The sequence below is a fragment of the Agilicoccus flavus genome, from assembly GCF_014857905.1.
Taxonomy (GTDB): Bacteria; Actinomycetota; Actinomycetes; order Actinomycetales; family Dermatophilaceae; genus Agilicoccus; species Agilicoccus flavus.
The window spans coordinates 1-19,849 of sequence record NZ_JACYXE010000016.1 but is presented as its reverse complement, the minus strand read 5'-3'; the positions used below and the strand labels follow the sequence as shown (position 1 = coordinate 19,849).

The window sequence follows — 19,849 nt, the reverse complement described above, 5'->3', positions numbered from 1 at the left end:
CCTGTCGTCGGGCCCGTGGGGCTCTGCCGGACGCCGCCGGGCTCAGGCCCGGGCCGCGACGGTGGCGTCGGCGTCGGCCGGGGAAGGCTCGGTGCGGTTGCGGCCGATCGCCTTCGCGGCGAGGACGCAGGCGCAGGCCACGAGGGTGCCGGCGACGATCGCGAGGACGAAGCCCCACAGCGGCGAGATCGCGAAGAAGACGAAGAACCCGCCGTGGGGCGCGCGGGAGTCCACGCCGATCGCCATGGAGATCGCGCCGGTCACGGCGCCGCCGGCCATCATCGACGGGATGACGCGCAGCGGGTCGGCCGCCGCGAACGGGATGGCGCCCTCGGAGATGAACGACGCCCCGAGCAGCCAGGCCGCGGTGCCGTTCTCGCGCTCCGCGATCGTGAACCACTTCCGTCGCACGACCGTGGCCAGCGCCATCGCGAACGGCGGCACCATGCCCGCGGCCATGACGGCGGCCATGATCTGCAGGGTGGCCGGGTTGCTCTGGTTCAGGCCGGCGGCGGCGAACGCGTAGGCCGCCTTGTTGACGGGACCGCCGAGGTCGAAGCACATCATGAGGCCGAGCACGACGCCGAGGAGCACCGCGGAGGTGCCGCTCATGCCGCTGAGCCAGCCCTGCAGACCCTCGTTGATCGCCTTGAGCGGCAGGCCGAAGATCATGAGCAGCCCGCCGGCGACGAGTGACGCGATGAGCGGGATGATGACGACCGGCATGAGCCCGCGCAGCCAGCGCGGCACGTCGAAGCTCGCGATCCAGTAGGCGACGACGCCGGCGAGCAGACCGCCGAGGAGGCCGCCGATGAAGCCCGCCCCGATGAGGACGGCGACCGCGCCGGCGGTGAAGCCGGGGGCGATGCCGGGCCGGTCGGCGATGCCGAAGGCGATGTAGCCGGCGAGGGCGGGCACGAGGAACGCGAAGGCGGCCGCGCCGAGCTGGTGCAGGACCGACCCGATGTACACCGCGAGGGGCGCGGCGCCGCCGTAGGCGGCGGGCAGGTCCCACAGGCTGTGCTGGAGAACGGTGTCCTCCGAGACGTCGACGATCTGGTAGCCGCCGACGAGGAACGCGAGGGCGATGAGCAGACCGCCCGCCGCGACGAACGGGATCATGTAGCTCACGCCGGTGAGGAGCACCTGCTTGACCTTGGCGCCGAAGCTCAGCCCCCCGGCGCCGGCCGCGCCGGTCGACGCGGCGGCCGCGGCGTCGCCGCCCTGGACGCGGCGCCCGTTCGGGTCGTCCGCGACGGTCAGCGCCTCGCGGATCATGACGGCCGGCTCGTTGATGGCGCGCTTGACGCCCGACTCGACGACCGGCTTGCCGGCGAACCGCTCCCGCCCCTTGACGCCCACGTCGGTGGCGAAGATGACGGCGTCGGCGTTCGCGATGGTGTCGGCGGCGAACGGGGTCGTCGCGGAGCTGCCCTGCGTCTCGACCTGGACGTCGACCCCGGCCTCCTCACCGGCGGCGACGAGGGAGTCGGCGGCCATGTACGTGTGGGCGATGCCGGTCGGGCACGCGGTGATCGCGACGATGCGGCGCTTGGCGGCCGAGGCGTCCGATCCGGCCGCGGGTGCGGCGCCCGCCGCGTCGCGGCCGCGCTGGGCGCCCGGCGCGTCGTCGCCCGGGCGGGCGGCCGTGGCGCCGGTCGCCGCGGTGGCACCGGTCGCCGCACCCGTGGCGGTACCCGTGGCGGTCGCGCCCGGTGCCGTCGCGCCGGCCGCGCCCTCGGTGGGCTTGGGCGACACGACGTCGGAGACGAGCCGGACGATCTCCTCGCGGCTGCCCGCGGCGCGCAGGGCGGCGAGGAAGTCCTTCTTGACGAGCGCGCGGGCGAGCTTCGTCAGCAGCTTCATGTGGTCGGCGCCGCCGCCCTCGGCGGCGGCGATGAGGAAGACGAGGTCGGCGGGGCCGTCCTTGGCCCCGAAGTCGACGGGGCGGGACAGGCGGGCGAAGCCGAGCGAGCCGGTGCGCACCGCCGCCGAGCGGCAGTGCGGGATCGCGAAGCCGCCGGGCAGGCCCGTGGCGGACTTGCCCTCCCGGGCCATCGCGTCGGCGACGAGCCCGTCGACCTCCGCGCGGTCGGCGGCGGCGACCATGCCGGCGAGGGCGGCGATGACCTCGTCCTTGGTGCCACCGAGGTCGGCGTCGAGGGCGACGAGATCCGGCTCGATGAGGGGCAGCTCGTGCGCGTCGGGCACGCTCATGTGAACTCCTGGTGCTGGGGCTGGTGGTGGTCGGGGTGAGCGGGTATCGGGGTGGGCCCGCACCGGGCGGTCGGCCCGGCGGCGGGCGGTCGGGGCGCCGGCTCAGGTGGTCGGCGGAACGGCGGCCTCGCGGGTCGATGCGGGCGGAGCGGTCAGCGTGGTCGAGGTGTCGGAGACGGCCGTGGACGCGGCGCCGGGCTGCGGCCCGCCCGCTGCGGCCAGGGCGGTGACGACGACGCCGTCGACGTCGAGCTCCGCCGGCGAGGGGAGGCCGGTCCCGGGCAGGGCCGCGGCGGCGGACCCGTAGGCGACGGCGCGGCGCAGGCGGCCGGGGGCGTCGAGGCCGTCGAGGTCGGCGAGCACGTAGCCGGCCACGGACGAGTCCCCGGCCCCCACCGTGCTGCGGGGCACGACGGGCGGCGGGGTCGCGTGCCACGCGCCGTCGGCGGTGACGAGCACGGCTCCCGCCCCGCCGAGGGTCGCGAGCACGGCGGGCACGCCGCGGCCCACGAGCGTGGCGGCCGCCTCGACGACGGGCCCCAGGTCGCCGCGGGCCGCGCCCGCCTCGAGCCGCGCGCCGTCGGCGCCGGTGAGCTGGGCGAGCTCCTCGCCGTTGGGCTTGAGCAGGTCGGGCGTCGCCGCCGGGAAGGCGTCGGCGAGCGCGAGCAGCGGCGCGTCGGAGGTGTCGACGGCCACCTTCGCCCCGCCGGCGCGGACCGCGGCGAGCAGCGTGGCGTACCAGTCGGCCGGCGCCCCCGGCGGGAGCGAGCCCGAGAGCACGACCCACTCCGCGCCGCGGGCGGCCTGCGTGAGCGCCTCGAGCAGCCGGTCGGTCGTCTCCGGCGACAGCGGCGCGCCGGGCTCGTTGAGCTTCGTCGTCTCGCCGTCCGGCTCGGTGAGGGTGAGGTTGGTGCGGGCCAGGGTGGGCACCGGCACGGCGCGGTGAGCCACCCCGAGCTCGGTCAGCGCCGCGAGGAGCGGGTCGCTCGGCGCCGCGGGCAGCACCGCGACGACGTCGCGCCCGGCGAGGTGGACGACGCGAGCGACGTTGACGCCCTTGCCCCCCGGCTCGACGGTCACCCCGGAGAGGCGGTGGACGCCGCCGCGGACCAGAGGGCCGCCGACGGACGCGGTGCGGTCGAGGCTCGGGTTGGCGGTGAACGTGACGATCATGGGTGGCCCTTCGGGGTGTCGGGTCGGGGTGGTCGTTGCGACGACGTGGTCATGCGACGACCACGTCGATGCCGTGGTCGAGCAGGGCCGCGCGGTCCTCGTCGCGGATCCCGGCGTCGGTGACGAGGACGTCGATCTCGTCGACGCGGGCGAACGAGCGCAGCTGCTCGCTCCCGATCTTGGAGGAGTCGGCGAGCACGACGACGCGCCGCGCGGCCCGGACCATGGCGGACTTGACGGCGGCCTCCTCGGGGTGCGGCGTGGAACAGCCGTGGGCCACCGTGAGCCCGTTGGTGCCGAGCATCGCCACGTCGACGCGGGAGGACGCGAACGCGGCCACGGCCTCGGCGCCGACGGTCGCCTGCGTCCGCCCCCGGAGCCGCCCGCCCACGAGATGGACCGGACCGCGGTGCCCGGGCCCGAGGGCGATGGCGGCCGCGGGCGAGTTGGTCAGCACCGTGAGGTGGGGGTCGCTCGGGAGGACGGCCGCGAGCTGCGCCGTCGTCGTGCCGGCGTCGAGCACGAGCGAGGAGCCGATCCCCGTGGGCACGTGAGCGAGGGCGGCGCGGGCGATGCGGAGCTTCTCGGCCGCGTGGGCCCCGGCCCGTTCGACCACGTCGCGCTCGACGAGGCCGAGGCTCTCGGTGGGGACGGCGCCGCCGTGCACGCGGCGCAGGAGGCCGCGGGCGTCGAGCGCCGCGAGGTCGCGGCGGATCGTCTCGGTGGTGACCCCGAAGGCGTCGGCCGACTCGGTCACCGACAGGCGCCCCTGGGCGTGGGCCGTCTCGACCAGGGCCTGCTGACGCTCTTGCGCGTACATGGCGTCGACCGCTCCTTTGCGTCGGATGCCTGCGATGGGCCCTCGCTGGGCTCGGACGGGGCGTTGGCGGCCTCGGGCGACCTGAGCCGATCCCGAGCAAAACCACATCCGTCTGTGTGGATTTATAGCCGAACATATGGACTTGTGTCCAGCATGTCCCTAAGCTCGTCCGCAAGCACCCGGCCGGACCCCGTCCGTCGGCCCGCCCCCGCCGCCCGTCACCCCGGGCGGACTCATCCCGACCTCGACGCGGAGGCACCCGAATGAGCATGAGCACGACGACCACCCCCCAGCAGGCCCGGACGGTCACGGGAACCGGTGTCGTTCCCGGCATCTCGTACGCCCCGGTGGCCTGGAAGCGCGACCGCCCGGAGACGACCCCGCGGTCCACCCCGGTCGCGCCGGAGGACCGCCCGGCCGAGGCGGAGCGCCTCACCGCCGCCGTCGCCGCGGTGGCCGACCGCCTCGAGGAACGCGCCTCGACGGCCACGGGGGTCGCCTCCGAGGTGCTCGCGGCCACGGCCGCGCTGGCCCGCGACCGGGGATGGCGCAAGGCCGCGACGAAGCTGGTGAACGCGGGCACCGGGGCCGAGGAGGCGACGATCGCCGCGATCGCCCAGTTCATCGCCACGTTCGAGAAGCTCGGCGGCCTCATGGCCGAGCGCACGACCGACCTGCGCGACATCCGGGACCGCGTCGTCGCGCAGCTCCTGGGGCTGCCCGAGCCGGGCGTCCCCACCCCCGACCACCCGGTCGTGCTCTGCGCGGACGACCTCGCGCCGGCCGACACGGCGGGCCTCGACCCGGCCCTCGTCGTCGCCCTCGTCACCGAACTCGGCGGCCCGACGAGCCACACCGCGATCATCAGCCGCCAGCTCGGCATCCCGTGCATCGTCGCGGCCACCGGCCTGCGCGAGCTCGAGGAGGGCACCCTCGTCCTCGTCGACGGCACCGCCGGCACGATCACCGCGGGCATGGAGCAGGAGGCGGCGCGCACCCTCGTCGAGGCGGACGCCGAGCGCCTGCGGGCGGTGCGCGAGTGGCGCGGGCCGGGCCGGACCGCCGACGGCCGCGAGGTGGAGCTGCTCGCCAACGTGCAGGACGGCGCCGGCGCAACCGTCGCGGCCCGCAGCGAGGCCCGCGGCGTGGGGCTGTTCCGCACGGAGCTGTGCTTCCTCAACGCCGACAAGGAGCCGGACGTCGCGACCCAGTCGGTCATCTACGCAGAGGTGCTCGACGCGTTCGGCGAGGCCAAGGTCGTCGTGCGCACGCTCGACGCCGGCTCCGACAAGCCCCTGCGCTACGCGACGATGCCGAACGAGGAGAACCCCGCGCTGGGCGTCCGCGGCATCCGCACCGCCGGGCGCGACGAGGGGCTGCTCACGCGGCAGCTCGACGCCGTCGCCCGGGCCGCGGACTCCCGCTCGGGCGCGGCGCGCGAGAAGGTCTGGGTCATGGCGCCGATGGTCGCGACCATCCCCGAGGCCGCCTGGTTCGCCCGGCTCTGCCGCGAGCGCGACCTCGTGCCCGGGATCATGGTCGAGGTGCCGTCGGTGGCCCTGCTCGCGGACCGGTTCCTCGAGCACGTCGACTTCCTGTCGATCGGCACGAACGACCTGTCGCAGTACACGATGGCCGCCGACCGCATGTCGCCCCACCTCGCCACCCTCACCGACCCGTGGCAGCCGGGGGTGCTCACGCTCATCTCGATGACGGCCCGGGCGGGGCAGGCGGCCGGCAAGCCCGTCGGCGTGTGCGGCGAGGCCGCCGCCGACCCGCACCTCGCGTGCGTCCTCGTGGGGCTCGGGGTCACGTCGCTGTCGATGGCCGCGTCGGCGATCGCGACGGTGGGCGTGCAGCTCGGCGGGGTGGACGTCGCCGCGTGCGAGCGGGCGGCGGCCGCCGCCCTCGCCGCCGACGACGCCGCCGCCGCCAAGGCCGCCGCCGTCGCCGCGCTCGACGGCTGAGGCCCGGCCGGAGCCGGCCGAGTCGGCCCCGGCGTCCACGGCCGCCCGTCCCCTGTCCGGGGCGGGCGGCCGTCGCGCGTCGGGGCCCTCGCCCGGGGGCGGCGAGGGCCTGCACGACGGGCGGAGGCAGCGGGTTCGGTTGTGCGGCGCGGCCGTTCGGACGGCCACGGCGGGCACCCAGTGCCCTCCCAGGTGACGTGCAGCGCGCCTACGGTGTGCGCAACGCGGCAGACGCCGCGTCTGACCCGGGCGCGGGGACGCCCGGACGGACCAGGGGAGACATCGACATGAGCACACGTTCGTACGCCGCGGGAGCCGCGGCCCTCATCACCGCGGGGGTGCTGACCTCGGGGGCGGCGACCTCCGTCGCCACCGCCTCGCCCGCTTCGCAGACCTCGCCGGCCTCGCAGACCTCCGCGGCCACCGCCCCGGCCAGCGCCACCGGATCGACCACGGCGGGCATCGCGGGCCCGGCGGGCGCGCAGGCCGAACCGTCGCGCCCGACGCGTCGGGCCGCCAAGCCGTACCGCCTGTCCCTCGTCGCGCCGGCCCGCCTCGCCGACGGGACGTCGACGCGGGCCGTGGACACCGTGGCCGTCGGGATCGGCGACACCGGCCTCGTGGCCGGGAACGCCGGCACCGCGGACAGCCCGGCGTGGACCACCGTGCCGTTCGTGCACACGGGGTCGGCCCGCTGGCTCGACGGGGACGTCGACGAGACGCCGTACGACGCCCGCGTGACCGCGGTCTCGCCACGCGGCGCGATCGCCGGCCGCGTCAGCCCGCCCGGGGCCTTCGTCGTCCGCTGGCCCGGGGCGGTGCGGCCCGAGCGCGTGGCCGCGGGCGACAGCTCGGCGTTCCACACCGTCTTCGACCTGTCGGCCCGCGGCGCGATGGTGGGCTGCGCCTCGATCTACCGCGTGGGCGCGTTCCAACGATGGGACGCCCGCGGCGCGGTCTCCTCGCCCGCGAGCGACCGGTTCGGCAACTGCGAGAACGCGGCCATGGCGAACGACGGCAGCGCCGTGGGCACCATGTCGGCGCCGATGATGAAGAACGACGGCATCTACCCCAACGCCGTGTCCATCACGGCGCGGGGCGTGACCCGTCTACCCATGCCGAGCCCCACGACCGTGAGCACCGCCGACGCGATGTCGCCCAACGGTCGATGGATCATCGGCCGCACCGGCCCGGCCGGGGCGGAACCGACCCGGCCGGTGATCCTCTCCCGCACCGCCCTGCCCCGCGCCCTGCGCGGCGCCGGGATGCTCGTGCCGAAGGCGGTCAACGACGCCGGCGTCGTCGTCGGGAGCCACTACGGCCACGCGGCGACGTGGTCGCGGAACCGCCTCGTCGACCTCACCTCCCAGACGGCGGGCCTCCCCCGCGGTTGGGTCCTCACCGACGCCGTCGCGATCAACGCGCGCGGCGACATCGCCGCCAACGCCCTCGATCCGACCACGGAGCGCACGGTCGCCGTGAAGCTCACGGTGAACCGCCGCTGACCGATCGGTCACGACAGGCGGCGTCGCCGGCCACGGACGACACCGTGGCCGGCACGCGCACGCCGACGCGATTACGACCTCACGGTCAACCCGGCGTCGCCATCGGTCCCACGCTGCACCGGGACACCCACCTCGGGGCCACGGTGACCCCGGCCGGCGCCCCGGCCACGACCGCCCCGGGGGCCCTCGCCACCGTCCGCCTGCCCCGGCGCCACCGCCGTCTTCGTGCCCCGCGACGTCGACGACTCCGGCCGGATCGTCGGCTCCCGCAGCGGCCGCGCCGTGGGCTGGCGGTGCAGGCGGCTGTACGACCTCACCGCCCTGAGCACGGGCCTCCCGCGCGGGCGGGTGCTCACCGACGCCGGCGCCGTGAACCGGCGCGGCGACGTCGCGCTGAACGCCCTCGATCCCGCGACGGGCCGCTCGGTCGCCGTCGCGCTCACCCGGACGAACTGATCACCCCGGACACTTCCGTACCGGCCTGGCCGGCCGGAGCGGACCCGTCCTGCGGGCCGGCGCCGGTGAGGCCGAGGACGGCCTCGACCTGCGCGAGACCGGGGTCGCGCAGGCCGACGCAGTCGTGGCGCCACCAGGCGTCCGGGTAGACGAGGCGACCGCTCATCCAGTCCTCGTGGCCGGGCAGGAGCACGACCTGGCACGCGGGCGCGGGCGTCCGCCGCGAGGCGGGCTCGATGTCGTGGGCGGCGGCGGGTGCGAACCCGTGGGCGCCGTAGTAGGCGGGGTCGCCCTCGAGCGCGAGCAGCGGGGCACCGCCGGCGCGGGCCGCGTCCACCGCCGCGACGAGCAACCGCCGGCCGATCCCGCGGCCCTGCCGGTCGGGCGCGACGGCCAGCGGCGCCAGCAGCCACAAATCGACGAGGGCCCGGCGCGCGTCGAGCCACGCGTGCGACAGGCCCACGTGTCCGACGACCCGGCCCTCGTCGCCCCTGGCCTCGCCCGTGCCGTCGCCCTCCACCGCGACGAGGGACGCGCGGACCAGGTCGGACGCGGCGACGTCGGCCCAGACCCCGGCGACGCCGGCGCCCTCCGCCGGCCCGAAGGCGGCGCGCAGGAGCGGGTCGACGTCGTCGTCCGGGCGGGCGGGGCGGAGGGTGACGTCGCTCATGGCGTCATCCTCCCGCGCCCGCCCGAGCCGACGCCCGGTCGCGCCGGCCGGGTGTGCCAGGGTGAGACCGCCCGACCCCAGACCCCGATCCGAGAAGGTGTGCCGTGTTCCAGCTGTGGAGTGCCGTCCAGGTCAAGGCCGATCGCGTCGAGGAGTTCCTCGCGGGGATGCGTGAGCACGCGGCCCGCTGCGTCGAGCAAGAGCCGGGCTGCCTCGGTTTCCAGGTCGTCGAGCTCGACGCCCACGAGCGCCGCTACGCCTACCTCGAGACCTACACCGACCGCGCCGCCTTCGCGGACGACCACGGCAACTCGCCGCACTTCGGCTTCTACCGCGAGCTCGCCGCGCGCGTGCTCGTCGGCGACGGCCGCCTCGAGACCGGCGACGTGATCATCGACGGCGCCAAGTAACACCCCCGACACATCGGCGAACTAGCGTCGGCACGTGCACCTGTCCCCCGCCGACGTCGAGAAGCTGCTGCTGTCGGTCGCCGGCATGGTCGCGCGCGACCGGCTCGCGCGCGGCGTCAAGCTCAACCACCCCGAGGCCGTGGCGCTGCTCTCGACGTGGGTGATCGAACGTGCCCGGGAGGGCCGAGGCGTCCCCGACGTCATGGAGGCGGGCCGCGAGGTCCTCACCCGCGACGACGTCATGCCCGGCGTCGCGGAGATGATCGCCGACATCCAGGTCGAGGCGACGTTCCCCGACGGCCGCAAGCTCGTCACCCTCCATCACCCCATCGCGTGACCGACGTGCCCAGGAGGATCTCGTGAGCGCCCGCATCGTCCCCTTCGACGACGACACCCCGTCCGCCCCCGGCGCCCTCCGCGTGCGGCCCGGGACGATCGAGATCAACGCCGACCGCGGCCCGGACCGGCGGCGACGGCTCGTGCTCGTCAACACCGGCGACCGCCCGATCCAGATCGGCTCGCACCTGCACCTGCCCGACGCCAACGACGCGCTGAGCTTCGACCGCGACGCCGCTCGCGGGTTCCGCCTCGACGTCCCCTCGGGCACGTCGGTGCGCTTCGAGCCGGGCGTCTCCCGCGAGGTGGACCTCGTCGCCCTCGGCGGCTCGGGCCGCGTGCCGGGGATCCGGCCCGGCAAGTCCGAGGCGGAGGTGGCCACCCGTGGCTGAGCTCACGCGCGCCGCCTACGCGGCGCTCTACGGTCCGACCGTCGGCGACCAGGTGCGCCTCGGCGACACCGACCTGTGGGTCGAGGTGACGGAGGACCGCACGGCCGGGGGCGAGGAGGCGGTCTTCGGCGGCGGCAAGTCGATCCGGGAGTCGATGGCCCAGGGCGTGACGACCCGGGCGCAGGGCGCGCCCGACACCGTCATCACCAACGTCGTCGTGCTCGACCACTGGGGCGTGATCCGGACGGACGTCGGCCTGCGCGACGGGCGCATCGTCGGGCTCGGCCGCGCCGGCAACCCCGACGTCGCCGACGGTGTGCACCCCCGCCTGCACATCGGGCCGAGCACGGACGTCATCGCGGGCGAGGGGCGCATCCTCACCGCCGGCGGCATCGACATGCACGTCCACCTGATGTCGACCAGCCAGGTCCACGAGGCGCTCGCCACCGGTCTGACCACCCTCGGCGGCGGCGGCACCGGCCCGAGCGAGGGGTCCAAGGCGACGACGGTCACCCCCGGGTCGTGGCACCTGGGGACGGTGCTGCGCGGCCTCGACGCCCTCCCGGTCAACCTCCTGCTCATGGGCAAGGGCAGCACCGTCAGCGCGGAGGCGCTAGCGGAGCAGGCCCTCGGGGGGGCCGCCGCCTACAAGGTCCACGAGGACTGGGGCTCGACCCCGGCCGCGATCGACGCCGCCCTGCGCGCCGCCGACGAGCACGGCCTCCAGGTCGCGCTGCACTCCGACAGCCTCAACGAGGCGGGCTACGTCGAGTCGACGCTGCGGGCCATGGGCGGGCGGTCGATCCACGCGTTCCACACCGAGGGCGCGGGCGGCGGCCACGCCCCCGACATCATGACCATCGCCTCGCACCCCAACGTGCTGCCGGGATCGACCAATCCGACGCTGCCGCACACGGTCAACACGGTGGCCGAGCACCTCGACATGCTCATCGTCTGCCACCACCTCAACCCGGCCGTACCCGAGGACCTCGCGTTCGCCGAGTCGCGGATCCGGGCGACTTCGATCGCCGCCGAGGACCTCCTGCACGACCTCGGGGCGCTGTCGATGACGAGCTCCGACGCGCAGGCGATGGGCCGCGTCGGGGAGGTGATCATGCGCACGTGGCAGGTGGCGCACGTCATGAGGGCCCGGTACGGCGCGCTGTCCGGGGCGCAGCCGGCCGACAACGAACGCGCCCGGCGCTACGTCGCGAAGTACACGATCAACCCGGCGATCGCTCACGGAATCGAGCACGTGGTCGGGTCGGTCGAGGAGGGCAAGCTCGCCGACCTCGTGCTGTGGGACCCGCGGTTCTTCGGAGTGCGGCCCGACGTCGTCCTCAAGGGCGGGGCGATCGTCTGGGGCGCGCTCGGCGACCCGAACGCCTCGATCCCCACCCCGCAGCCGGTGCTCATGCGTCCGGCGCTCGTCGCGGGCGCGGGGCCCGCGCTGTCGACGACGTTCGTCTCGCCCGCCGCCGCCGAGTCCGACCTCGCGGCCCGGCTGGGGCTGTCGCGCCCGTTCACCGCCGTGCGCCCGACGCGGGCCGTGGGGAAGGCCGACATGGTCAACAACGCCGCGACCCCCGACATCCGCATCGACCCCGAGACCTTCGCCATCGAGGTCGAGGGCGAGCTCGTCACGCCGCAGCCCGCGACGGAACTGCCTCTCGCGCAGCGCTATGCGCTCTTCTGAGCCGACGGCGCCGAGCCTGGGGCCCACGGTCGGGTCCGGCGCGGCCCGGGCCGACCTCGCCCGCCTGCTCCTCGCCGACGCGCGGTTGCCGGTGGGCGGGCACGCGCAGTCCGGGGGCCTCGAACCGGGTCTGCTGTCGGGTCTCGACGCGACCGACCTGCCCGCCTACCTGACGGCGCGGCTCGCGACGGTGGCCCGGACCGACGCCGCGACCGCCGTCGTCGCCCGCGCCGCCGCCCTCGCCGCCGGGCGCGGGGCCCCCACGTTCTCCGCCGACGAGGTCGCCACCGCGTGGGCGGCTCGCACGCCGAGCGAGGTCGTCCGCGCCGCCGCGCGGCAGCCCGGCCGCGGGATCCACCGACTCCTCGCCCGGCTCCTCGCGGACGGCCCCGAGGAGGCCGCGGCTGCGACCGCGGGCCCCGGCCGCGCGGTGGTGGCGTGGCTCGAGGAGCTGCCGCGGGAACGCCGGTACCGGCCCGTCGCCCTCGGCGCGCTCGCCGCGCACCTCGGTCTCGGCTCCCGCGCGACGGCGCAGGTCAGCGCGTACGACGACGTCCAGACCGTCGCCTACGCCGCCCCCAAGCTGCTCCCCCTCGACCCGCTCGACCCGGTCGGGTGGACGCTAGGGGCGGCCCCGGAGCTCGCCGAGCTCGTCGACGCCGTGGCCGGCGTCACGCACCCCGACGACATCCCGTCGGTCGCGGCACCCCATCTCGACGCGTGGCACGCCCACCACGCCCGCTCGACCAGGAGGCTGTTCCATGCCTGAGTCCACCCGCCCGTTCCGCCTCGGCATCGCCGGGCCCGTCGGCACCGGCAAGTCGTCGCTCATCGGGCTGCTCTGCGCGCACCTGTCCGACCGGTACTCCCTCGGCGTCGTGACCAACGACATCTACACCGACGAGGACGCCCGGATGCTGCGCGCTGCGGGGGTGCTCGACCCCGAGCGCATCCGCGCCGTCGAGACCGGCGCCTGCCCCCACACGGCGATCCGCGACGACATCACCCCGAATCTCGCGGCCGTCGAGGACCTCGAGGCCGACTTCGCCCCGCTGGACCTCGTCCTCGTCGAGTCCGGCGGCGACAACCTCACGGCGACGTTCTCGCCAGCGCTCGTCGACGCCCAGATCTTCGTGCTCGACGTCGCCGGCGGCGGTGACGTCGTCCGCAAGGGCGGGCCCGGCATCGCCCGCGCCGACCTGCTCGTCGTCAACAAGACCGACCTCGCGCCGCACGTGGGCGTGGACGCCGCGCTCATGGAGCGGGAGGGCCGGCACGCCCGCGACGGGCGCCCGGTCGTCGCGCTGTCCCGGCTCGACCCGGCCTCCGTCGAGGCCCTGTGCGGGTGGGTCGAGGCGATGATCGCCGCGCACGCCGCCGGCGACCACACCCCGATCGACCCCGGCCCGATGGCGCCCCACTCGCACGGTCCCGACGAGCCGGCCCACGCCCACGGGCCCGCCGGACCCGGCCACACCCACGGGCCGGACGACCCCGCCCACGGGCCGGACAAGCCCGCCCATCGCGACGGCCGGGGCGGGACCGGACACCTGCCCGGCCGGGCCGTCCCCGCCCACCGCCACGGCCCGTCGGAGCCGGTGCACCTGCACGAGCACGGGCCCGCCGTCACCACCTCGCAGGCTCCGGCGGCGGGGGCGCATGCCCGCTGACGCGGCCATCCGGCTCGACGTCCGCCTCGAGGGCCACCGGGTACGGGTGGTCACCCGGTCCGACCTCCTGGCGCCGCGGGTACTCGCGACGAGCGCCACGTCGGCCCGGGTCACGCTCGTCGCGACGACGGCGCTGCTGCTCGGCGGCGACGAGGTCGACCTGCACGTGTACGTCGGCCCGGGGGCGACCCTCGACCTGTCGGACATCGCCGCGACCGTGGCCTACGACGGGCGCGGCGCCGCGTGCCGGTGGTCGGCGCGGGTCGAGGTGGCGCCGGGAGCGCGGTTCGTCTGGCGGGAGGAGCCGTTCGTTGTCGCCGACGGCGCCGACGCCTCCCGGGAGCTCGTGCTCGACGTCGCTTCCGGGGCCCGCGCGTGGGTGCGGGACACCGTCGTCCTCGGCCGGCACGGCGAGCGCGGGGGCGACCTCGTCGCATCGACCGTCCTGCGCGTCGACGGCCGGCCCGCTCTCGTCGAGACCCTCGACCTGCGCGCCGCCCGCGGAGCCGGGCCGGCACTGCGCGACCTCCCCGGCGTCCTCCGCCGGGACCGGGTCGTCGACCAGCTCACCATCGTCGGCGCCGACCTCCCCACCCCATCGACGGGCGCCGACGTGCCGGGCCTCGTGACGCTGGACCCGGAGGGACCGGCCCGCCTGCTGCGGTGGACGGGGGCCGACACCCACCTCTCGCCGATCGGCGCGATCCTGGCCGGGGGCCCGGGGTGGTGCCGCGGCTGACGCCGATCGCTCGACCCCGCCGCGCAACGCTCATCGACTCTCGTGCGCCGCGTTGCCCCCACGAGTGCACGGCCGTCGGCCTTGACCCAGCCCTTCGCGTGCGTCGGCGCTCCTCCCCTACTTAGACACGCAACCTATATAGACAGACTCGCTAAATAGGGCTACTGTCTAGTCATGCCCACTCAACCCTGGCCGAGCGAGTGGCTCCGCGGACTTCTCACTCTGGCGGTCCTTCGCGTCCTCGCCGACGGACCCACCTACGGCTACGCCATCGCGACGACGCTCGAGGAGCAGGGGTTCGGCGCGATCAAGGGCGGCACGTTGTACCCGCTGCTCAGCCGCCTCGAGGCCGCCGGCCACGTGAGCACGCGGTGGGAGGCCGGCGACGGCGGGCCCGGGCGCAAGTACTTCGCCCTCACACCCGCCGGAGCCGACGAGTTCACCCGGCGCACGGCCCGGTGGACCGAGTTCGCCCGGCACACGACGCAGTTCCTGACCACGCCCGACGCCGACCCACAGGGGGACCGACGATGACCACCGACGACCGGAAGTGGATCGAGGAGATGATCCTGCAGCTGCGCCTACGCGACGTGCGCGGCGGCGCCATCGGGGACGCGGTGGCGCAGATCGAGTCCCACTGCGCACTCAGCGGGGAGTCGGCGGCGGAGGCGTTCGGCGACCCCCGGGACTACGCCCGCTCCCTCGACTTCCCCGCCCATGAGACCGAGCACACCGACCTCGCCGGGTGGGCGCGCGTCCTGGTCCCGATCCTCGCCGGCGTGGCCGCGCTCGTCCTCGTCGGCGCCACCGCGGCCGCCCTCCGCCGAGGCGCGGACGTCGAGGTGGGGTGGGGCTCGCTCGTCTCGCTCGCCGTGTGGATCGGGCTCGTTGCGCTGCTCGTGCGCCACACGGAGTTCTTCGTGCACCGGGTCGCGGTAGGCGCCCTCGCCTTCGCTGTCGCGCTCGCCGTGCTCGTGCTACCAACGATCCTTCTGCCGGAGACCGCCTTCACCGTCCCCGCCCCACTCGCCGCGGCGCTCACCCTCGGCCTCCTCGCCTACGCGATGATCGCCCAGCGCCGGGAGCGCCACCGCCTCGTCGACCCGGTCACCGACCCCGTGGACGGCCGGGACCGCACCGAGCCGAGCGGGCGGATGTCCCGGCGCGCGCAGGACGCCCTCATGGCCACCGAGTGGCACCTGGTCATCGCCGCCGTCGTCATCGCGTCGATCGCCTGGTCCGTGGGCTGAGCGCGGTGATCCGCGGGCGCGGTGGCCCGGCAGAGCGCACGGCACGCGGGGCGCCGTGCGCGGGGTCCTTCGCCCGCCTCCGCGAGGATCCGGAGCACAGCGCTCGGGGGCCGACACAGATCCGCAACATACGGGCGCGCAGCGGTACCCGCGCGTAACGCGCCGCGCCCCGCGGCCGAAACATGCCCTTCCTACCGTCGAGACAGACGTGAGGGACACGACGACGTGGCCCCTTCCTCATTCTCCGAAGGACATTCGATGGCCACGATCACCACCGAGCCGGGAACTCCCGATCTCGACGCCTCCCGGCTCGGCGCGTCCCGAGAGACGCTCGAGGACTACACCCTCCGCTTCGCCCCGCGCAGTTATCGACGATGGACGCCGGCCGTGGTCGGCACGTCCGCTCTCGGCGGCATCGCCTACCTGGCCGACTTCTCGATCGGTGCGAACATCGGCATCCAACACGGCACGACGAACGCCCTGCTCGGCATTCTCGTCGCGGCGGCGATCATCTTCGTCACGGGTATCCCGCTCGCCTATTACGCGGCGCGCTACAACGTCGACCTCGACCTCATCACCCGCGGCTCGGGCTTCGGGTACTACGGGTCGGTCCTGACGAACATCATCTTCGCGACGTTCACGTTCATCTTCTTCGCGCTCGAGGGCTCGATCATGGCCCAGGGGCTGCAGCTCGGGCTCGGGGTTCCGCTGTGGTTGGGGTACGCCGTGTCGAGCCTCATGATCATCCCTCTCGTCGTCTACGGGATGAAGGTGCTCTCGACGCTGCAGGTGTGGACGACGCCGCTGTGGCTCGTGCTCATGGCCGCGCCGCTGCTCTACCTCGTGCTCACGCACCCGGAGTCGGTCCCGCAGTTCTTCGCCTACGAGGGCGAGTCGGGCGTCGGCAGGGTCTCGTTCGCCGCGATCATGCTCGCCGCCGGCGTCTGCCTCTCGCTCATCGCGCAGATCGCCGAGCAGATCGACTACCTACGGTTCATGCCCCCGAAGACCCCCGAGAACGCCCGCCGCTGGTGGACCGCCGTCCTCGTCGCCGGGCCCGGCTGGGTCGTCTTCGGCGCTCTCAAGCAGGCCATCGGCCTCTTCCTCGCCGTCTACCTCATCGGTCACGTCGCCGGCGGCGCGGAGGTCGCGAACGAGCCGGTCCACCAATTCCTCGCCGTGTACGACCAGATGATGCCGGGCTGGGTGGCCGTGGCCCTCTCCGTCGTCCTCGTCGTCCTGTCGCAGGTGAAGATCAACGTGACGAACGCCTATTCCGGTTCGCTCGCGTGGACGAACTCCTTCACCCGCGTCACGAAGCGCTACCCCGGCCGGCTCGTGTTCGTCGTCGTCAACGTGAGCATTGCCCTCGTGCTCATGGAGGCGAACATGTTCGACTTCCTCAACACGATCCTCGGGTTCTACGCGAACGTCGCCATCGCGTGGATCGTCACGGTCGCCACGGACATCGCGGTGAACAAGTATCTGCTCGGCCTCTCGCCCACAACGCCGGAGTTCCGCCGGGGCATGCTCCATGACGTCAACCCCGTCGGGTTCGTCTCCGTCCTCGTCGCCGGTGGGGTGTCGATCCTCGTCTTCTTCGGCGGCCTCGGCGCCGCCCTCCAGCCATTCAGCCCGATCGTCGCGGTCCTCCTCGCCGTGGTCTGCCCGCCGCTGCTCGCCGTCGCGACCAAGGGCCGCTACTAGGGCGTGTCTCCCATATGGCGGTTGGGGGGCGCGGCAGTGTGGGGTCGTGAGCAGGCAGAGATCGCGGTTCGAGGCGTTCAGTGATGAGGAGTGGGCACGGATCGAGCCGCTGCTCCCGTCGAACGAGGGTCGTAAGGGTCATCCCTTCGGCCACAACCGCAAGGTGGTGGAGGGCATCGCCTACCGGTACCGAACCGGGATCCCGTGGCGCGATCTGCCCCGCGAGGTGTACGGCCCCTGGCAGACGGTGTGGAAGCGCCACCGCCGTTATGCCGCGGACGGCACCTGGGACCGGGTGCTGGCGCAGATCCTGACCGAGGCCGACGCTGCGGGAAAGATCGAGTGGACGGTGTCGGTCGACGCCACGATCGCGCGCGCCCACCAGCACGCTACGAACACCAAGCGTCCCGAGCAGGACACAGGGGGCGTCGTCGAACTACAAGAAATCTGCCGTCGAGGAGGTTGAACCCGCAGGTCACGGCGTTGGACGCTCTCGCGGTGGGCTGACCACGAAGATCCATCATGCCGTGGACGGCAAGGGTCGCCCACTGGCGATCGTGGTCACCGGAGGACAACGCAACGACGGCGCGATGCTGCTCGAGGTCCTCGCCGACATCAGCGTTCCCCGGCTGGGCCGCGGCCGGGCACGCACCCGGCCCGACGCCGTGATCGCCGACCGCGCCTACTCCACCGGCGTCATCCGGGCCGAGTTACGCCGTCGCCGCATCACCGCGGTCATCCCAGCCAAGAGCGACCACATCGCCGCACGCAAGCGGCGCGGCAGCGCTGGAGGCCGACCACACGCCTTCGACGCCGAGGCCTACAAGGACCGCAACGTCGTCGAGAGGTCCTTCAACAAGTCCAAACAGTGGCGTGGACTGGCCACCCGCTACGACAAGCTCGCCATCACCTACCGCGCCGCCGCCACGATCCTCGCGATCATCACCTGGCTGCGCACATAAGGGAGACACGGCCTACCTGCGCCGGACCGACGACGGCATCGAGGCCCCCATGTTCGACGCGTACGGCAACCCGTCCGGCGAGCAGCTCGACTGCATCGCCTGCGGCCAGACGTACGAGCGCCCCGACGTCACCGCCGACCCGGAGGGCCGCGGCGCCGTCTGCTCGCTGTGCCTGACCACCGATCGCACCGGTCTGCTCGTCCTGCCGGCCCAGCAGGCCGCGCCCCGACCCGCCGAGGCGCACTGACCGGCGGCCGGCGCCGGATCCCTCGCCCCCGCCGGCCGCCCCGCACCGCGGCTCCTCCCCACCCAGGGAGGAGCCGCGGTCGCGTGTCGCGCCGGCGGGGCGGCCGAATCGTGAGATGTCACGACGTACCGGCGGGCTTCGGTGGGCCGCAGCATGGATCGACATCTCACGATGTGACGGGCCGTACGGTGGCGGCATGCGCCTCATCGAGATGGACGTGACGACGACGACCCTGGAGCAGCGGGACCCGGCGCGGCTCCGCCCGGGGCGGCCGCTGCCCGACGGGGCACGGTTCGAACTCGCCGCCCACGCCACCCCCGAGTACTTGCGGTGGCTGTACGCGACCGTCGGCGGGCCGTGGCGCTGGTCCGACCGGCTCGCCTGGGACCGGCAGCGGTGGGCCGACGAGCTCTCCCGCCCCGGCTCGGAGGTGCACGTGCTCACGGTCGACGGCACCCCGGCGGGTTACGCCCAGCTCGCCGCGCTCCCCGACGCTTCCGACGCTTCCGACGCTTCCGACGCTTCCGACGCTTCCGACGAGAGTGCCGCCCCCACGGGGCCCGAGGCGCCCGGGGGGTCGTCGGCCCCCGGGACAACCGCCGGGACATCGGCCCCCAGGGCACCCGAATCCACGGCCAGGACACCCGAATCCCCTGCCAGGTCGTCGGACCCCGGCGCACCCGATGCACCCTCCGCGTCAGCAGGACCCGGCACGCCCGACGCCACCGCCGGCTCGACGGACAGCGGAGAGCGCAACGCCCCGGGACGCGGCACGGCCGTCGAAGTCCTCTACTTCGGGCTGGCGGAGTGGGCCATCGGGCGCGGGCTCGGCGGGGCCATGCTCACCGATGCGCTCCGGGCCGCCTGGTCGCTGGCCGACCGCCACGACCTCCCGGCCGTCACCCGGGTCTGGCTGCACACGTGTGACCTCGACGGCCCCCAGGCTCTCGCGAACTACACCGCGCGCGGCCTCGAGGTGATCGACGTGAGCACCAAGCCCGAGCGGGCACCGACGGCCCCCATCGGCGCCTGGGCCGCCTCGACGACCTTCGACCCGTTCGGCGTCGCCGGCGAGGACCCCGACTCCGGCGCCCCCCGCGTCACGGCCTGACCGCTCGCGCCCCTCAAGGCCCGCGACACGAGGGCAAGAACCATTCGGGCCGGGTCGACTCGGTGCTTGCTACAGCAATCGCAGGTCAGGGGCACGGGGGGTGCGCAACGACGGCATCGACCAGGCCCGAATGGTTCTTCCTCCGCGCCCCACACGGCCACGCCCCCACCAGGTCATCCTCCGCCGGCACCTCCAGCTCGGCGTCATGCCGCTGCCGAAGTCCGCGACGCCGGAGCGTCAACGCCAGAACCTCGACCTCGCCGGCTTCGAGCTCACGCGCCGACCCCCGCGCCCCACACGGCCACACCCCCACGCGCCGACCCCGCGCACCCGCACGACCAAGGCCCCGTGCGTCGGCCCGACATACGACGCCACCAAGAACCATCCCGGCCGGGTCGCCCCGGAAGATGTCAAGCAGTCTGAGACACGTCTCGTTACGCGGTCTGTATGAGGGCCTCCGGTGATGGCTGGTTGATCCAGGCCGCCTCGGGCAGCTTGGGCGCGACCGGGCGGCGATTACC

General features: G+C 74.7%; 20 protein-coding genes. 16 read left to right on the top strand and 4 right to left on the bottom strand.

Annotated features, from left to right (window positions below; all coding sequences use genetic code 11):
- Positions 1–42 precede the first annotated feature (42 nt).
- The 3 genes from ICW24_RS17775 to ICW24_RS17765 form a co-directional block, all read right to left on the bottom strand.
- Positions 43–2,217, bottom strand: coding sequence for a PTS fructose transporter subunit IIABC (locus ICW24_RS17775; protein WP_226347066.1), 2,175 nt, complete (start codon positions 2,215–2,217; stop codon positions 43–45).
- Positions 2,218–2,319: 102 nt separating this feature from the next.
- On the bottom strand, positions 2,320–3,390 hold the full coding sequence (locus ICW24_RS17770) for a 1-phosphofructokinase family hexose kinase (RefSeq protein ID WP_226347065.1): 1,071 nt from the start codon (positions 3,388–3,390) through the stop codon (positions 2,320–2,322).
- Between the two features lie 49 nt (positions 3,391–3,439).
- Entirely contained in the window at positions 3,440–4,210 is a 771-nt protein-coding gene (locus ICW24_RS17765; protein ID WP_226347064.1) for a DeoR/GlpR family DNA-binding transcription regulator, read from the bottom strand.
- A gap of 269 nt (positions 4,211–4,479) precedes the next feature.
- Here ICW24_RS17765 and ICW24_RS17760 point away from each other — a divergent pair, with 269 nt between their 5' ends.
- From ICW24_RS17760 to ICW24_RS17750, 3 genes are all read left to right on the top strand, one after another.
- On the top strand, positions 4,480–6,177 hold the full coding sequence (locus ICW24_RS17760) for a phosphoenolpyruvate--protein phosphotransferase (protein ID WP_226347063.1): 1,698 nt from the start codon (positions 4,480–4,482) through the stop codon (positions 6,175–6,177).
- 287 nt (positions 6,178–6,464) lie between these two features.
- On the top strand, positions 6,465–7,682 hold the full coding sequence (locus ICW24_RS17755) for a hypothetical protein (RefSeq protein WP_226347062.1): 1,218 nt from the start codon (positions 6,465–6,467) through the stop codon (positions 7,680–7,682).
- A 225-nt stretch (positions 7,683–7,907) separates the two neighbouring features.
- On the top strand, positions 7,908–8,138 hold the full coding sequence (locus tag ICW24_RS17750) for a hypothetical protein (RefSeq protein ID WP_226347061.1): 231 nt from the start codon (positions 7,908–7,910) through the stop codon (positions 8,136–8,138).
- Here the strand turns inward: ICW24_RS17750 and ICW24_RS17745 are convergent.
- On the bottom strand, positions 8,122–8,808 hold the full coding sequence (locus tag ICW24_RS17745; protein ID WP_226347060.1) for a GNAT family N-acetyltransferase: 687 nt from the start codon (positions 8,806–8,808) through the stop codon (positions 8,122–8,124). The two genes, ICW24_RS17750 and ICW24_RS17745, sit on opposite strands and share 17 nt — an antisense overlap.
- 104 nt (positions 8,809–8,912) lie before the next feature.
- On the opposite strand from ICW24_RS17745, the gene ICW24_RS17740 reads away from it, so the two are divergent.
- The 13 genes from ICW24_RS17740 (at position 8,913) to ICW24_RS17680 (ending at position 19,328) form a co-directional block, all read left to right on the top strand.
- Positions 8,913–9,218 carry a putative quinol monooxygenase gene (locus ICW24_RS17740; RefSeq protein ID WP_226347059.1) on the top strand — a complete coding sequence of 102 codons (306 nt, stop codon included), beginning with the start codon at positions 8,913–8,915 and terminating at the stop codon, positions 9,216–9,218.
- 34 nt (positions 9,219–9,252) lie between these two features.
- Complete coding sequence (locus ICW24_RS17735) at positions 9,253–9,555, top strand: urease subunit gamma (RefSeq protein ID WP_226347058.1); 303 nt, start codon at positions 9,253–9,255, stop codon at positions 9,553–9,555.
- 22 nt (positions 9,556–9,577) lie between these two features.
- A complete protein-coding gene (gene ureB, locus ICW24_RS17730; RefSeq protein WP_307781373.1) occupies positions 9,578–9,946 on the top strand; it encodes an urease subunit beta in 369 nt (122 codons plus the stop codon).
- Complete coding sequence (locus ICW24_RS17725) at positions 9,939–11,642, top strand: urease subunit alpha (protein WP_226347057.1); 1,704 nt, start codon at positions 9,939–9,941, stop codon at positions 11,640–11,642. Before ureB ends, ICW24_RS17725 begins: the two co-directional genes overlap by 8 nt.
- Positions 11,629–12,411 carry an urease accessory protein UreF gene (locus ICW24_RS17720; RefSeq protein WP_226347056.1) on the top strand — a complete coding sequence of 261 codons (783 nt, stop codon included), beginning with the start codon at positions 11,629–11,631 and terminating at the stop codon, positions 12,409–12,411. Before ICW24_RS17725 ends, ICW24_RS17720 begins: the two co-directional genes overlap by 14 nt.
- Positions 12,404–13,312 carry an urease accessory protein UreG gene (ureG, locus tag ICW24_RS17715; RefSeq protein ID WP_307781372.1) on the top strand — a complete coding sequence of 303 codons (909 nt, stop codon included), beginning with the start codon at positions 12,404–12,406 and terminating at the stop codon, positions 13,310–13,312. The genes ICW24_RS17720 and ureG overlap by 8 nt, the downstream gene beginning before the upstream one ends.
- Entirely contained in the window at positions 13,302–14,051 is a 750-nt protein-coding gene (locus ICW24_RS17710) for an urease accessory protein UreD (RefSeq protein ID WP_226347055.1), read from the top strand. Before ureG ends, ICW24_RS17710 begins: the two co-directional genes overlap by 11 nt.
- A gap of 174 nt (positions 14,052–14,225) precedes the next feature.
- On the top strand, positions 14,226–14,585 hold the full coding sequence (locus ICW24_RS17705) for a PadR family transcriptional regulator (protein WP_226347054.1): 360 nt from the start codon (positions 14,226–14,228) through the stop codon (positions 14,583–14,585).
- Positions 14,582–15,301, top strand: a complete 720-nt coding sequence (locus ICW24_RS17700; RefSeq protein ID WP_226347053.1) for a hypothetical protein — start codon at positions 14,582–14,584, stop codon at positions 15,299–15,301. The genes ICW24_RS17705 and ICW24_RS17700 overlap by 4 nt, the downstream gene beginning before the upstream one ends.
- Positions 15,302–15,559: 258 nt before the next feature.
- On the top strand, positions 15,560–17,008 hold the full coding sequence (locus tag ICW24_RS17695) for a purine-cytosine permease family protein (RefSeq protein WP_226347052.1): 1,449 nt from the start codon (positions 15,560–15,562) through the stop codon (positions 17,006–17,008).
- A gap of 46 nt (positions 17,009–17,054) precedes the next feature.
- Positions 17,055–17,970, top strand: a protein-coding gene (locus tag ICW24_RS17690) for an IS5 family transposase (RefSeq protein ID WP_226347051.1) whose coding sequence is annotated in 2 segments (ribosomal slippage) — positions 17,055–17,429 and positions 17,431–17,970 — 915 coding nt in all. Because the reading frame shifts where the segments join, the coding sequence is not laid out codon by codon here.
- A 49-nt stretch (positions 17,971–18,019) separates the two neighbouring features.
- Complete coding sequence (locus tag ICW24_RS17685) at positions 18,020–18,217, top strand: hypothetical protein (protein WP_226347050.1); 198 nt, start codon at positions 18,020–18,022, stop codon at positions 18,215–18,217.
- Between the two features lie 196 nt (positions 18,218–18,413).
- Positions 18,414–19,328, top strand: coding sequence for a hypothetical protein (locus ICW24_RS17680; RefSeq protein ID WP_226347049.1), 915 nt, complete (start codon positions 18,414–18,416; stop codon positions 19,326–19,328).
- The last annotated feature ends 521 nt before the right edge of the window (positions 19,329–19,849 follow it).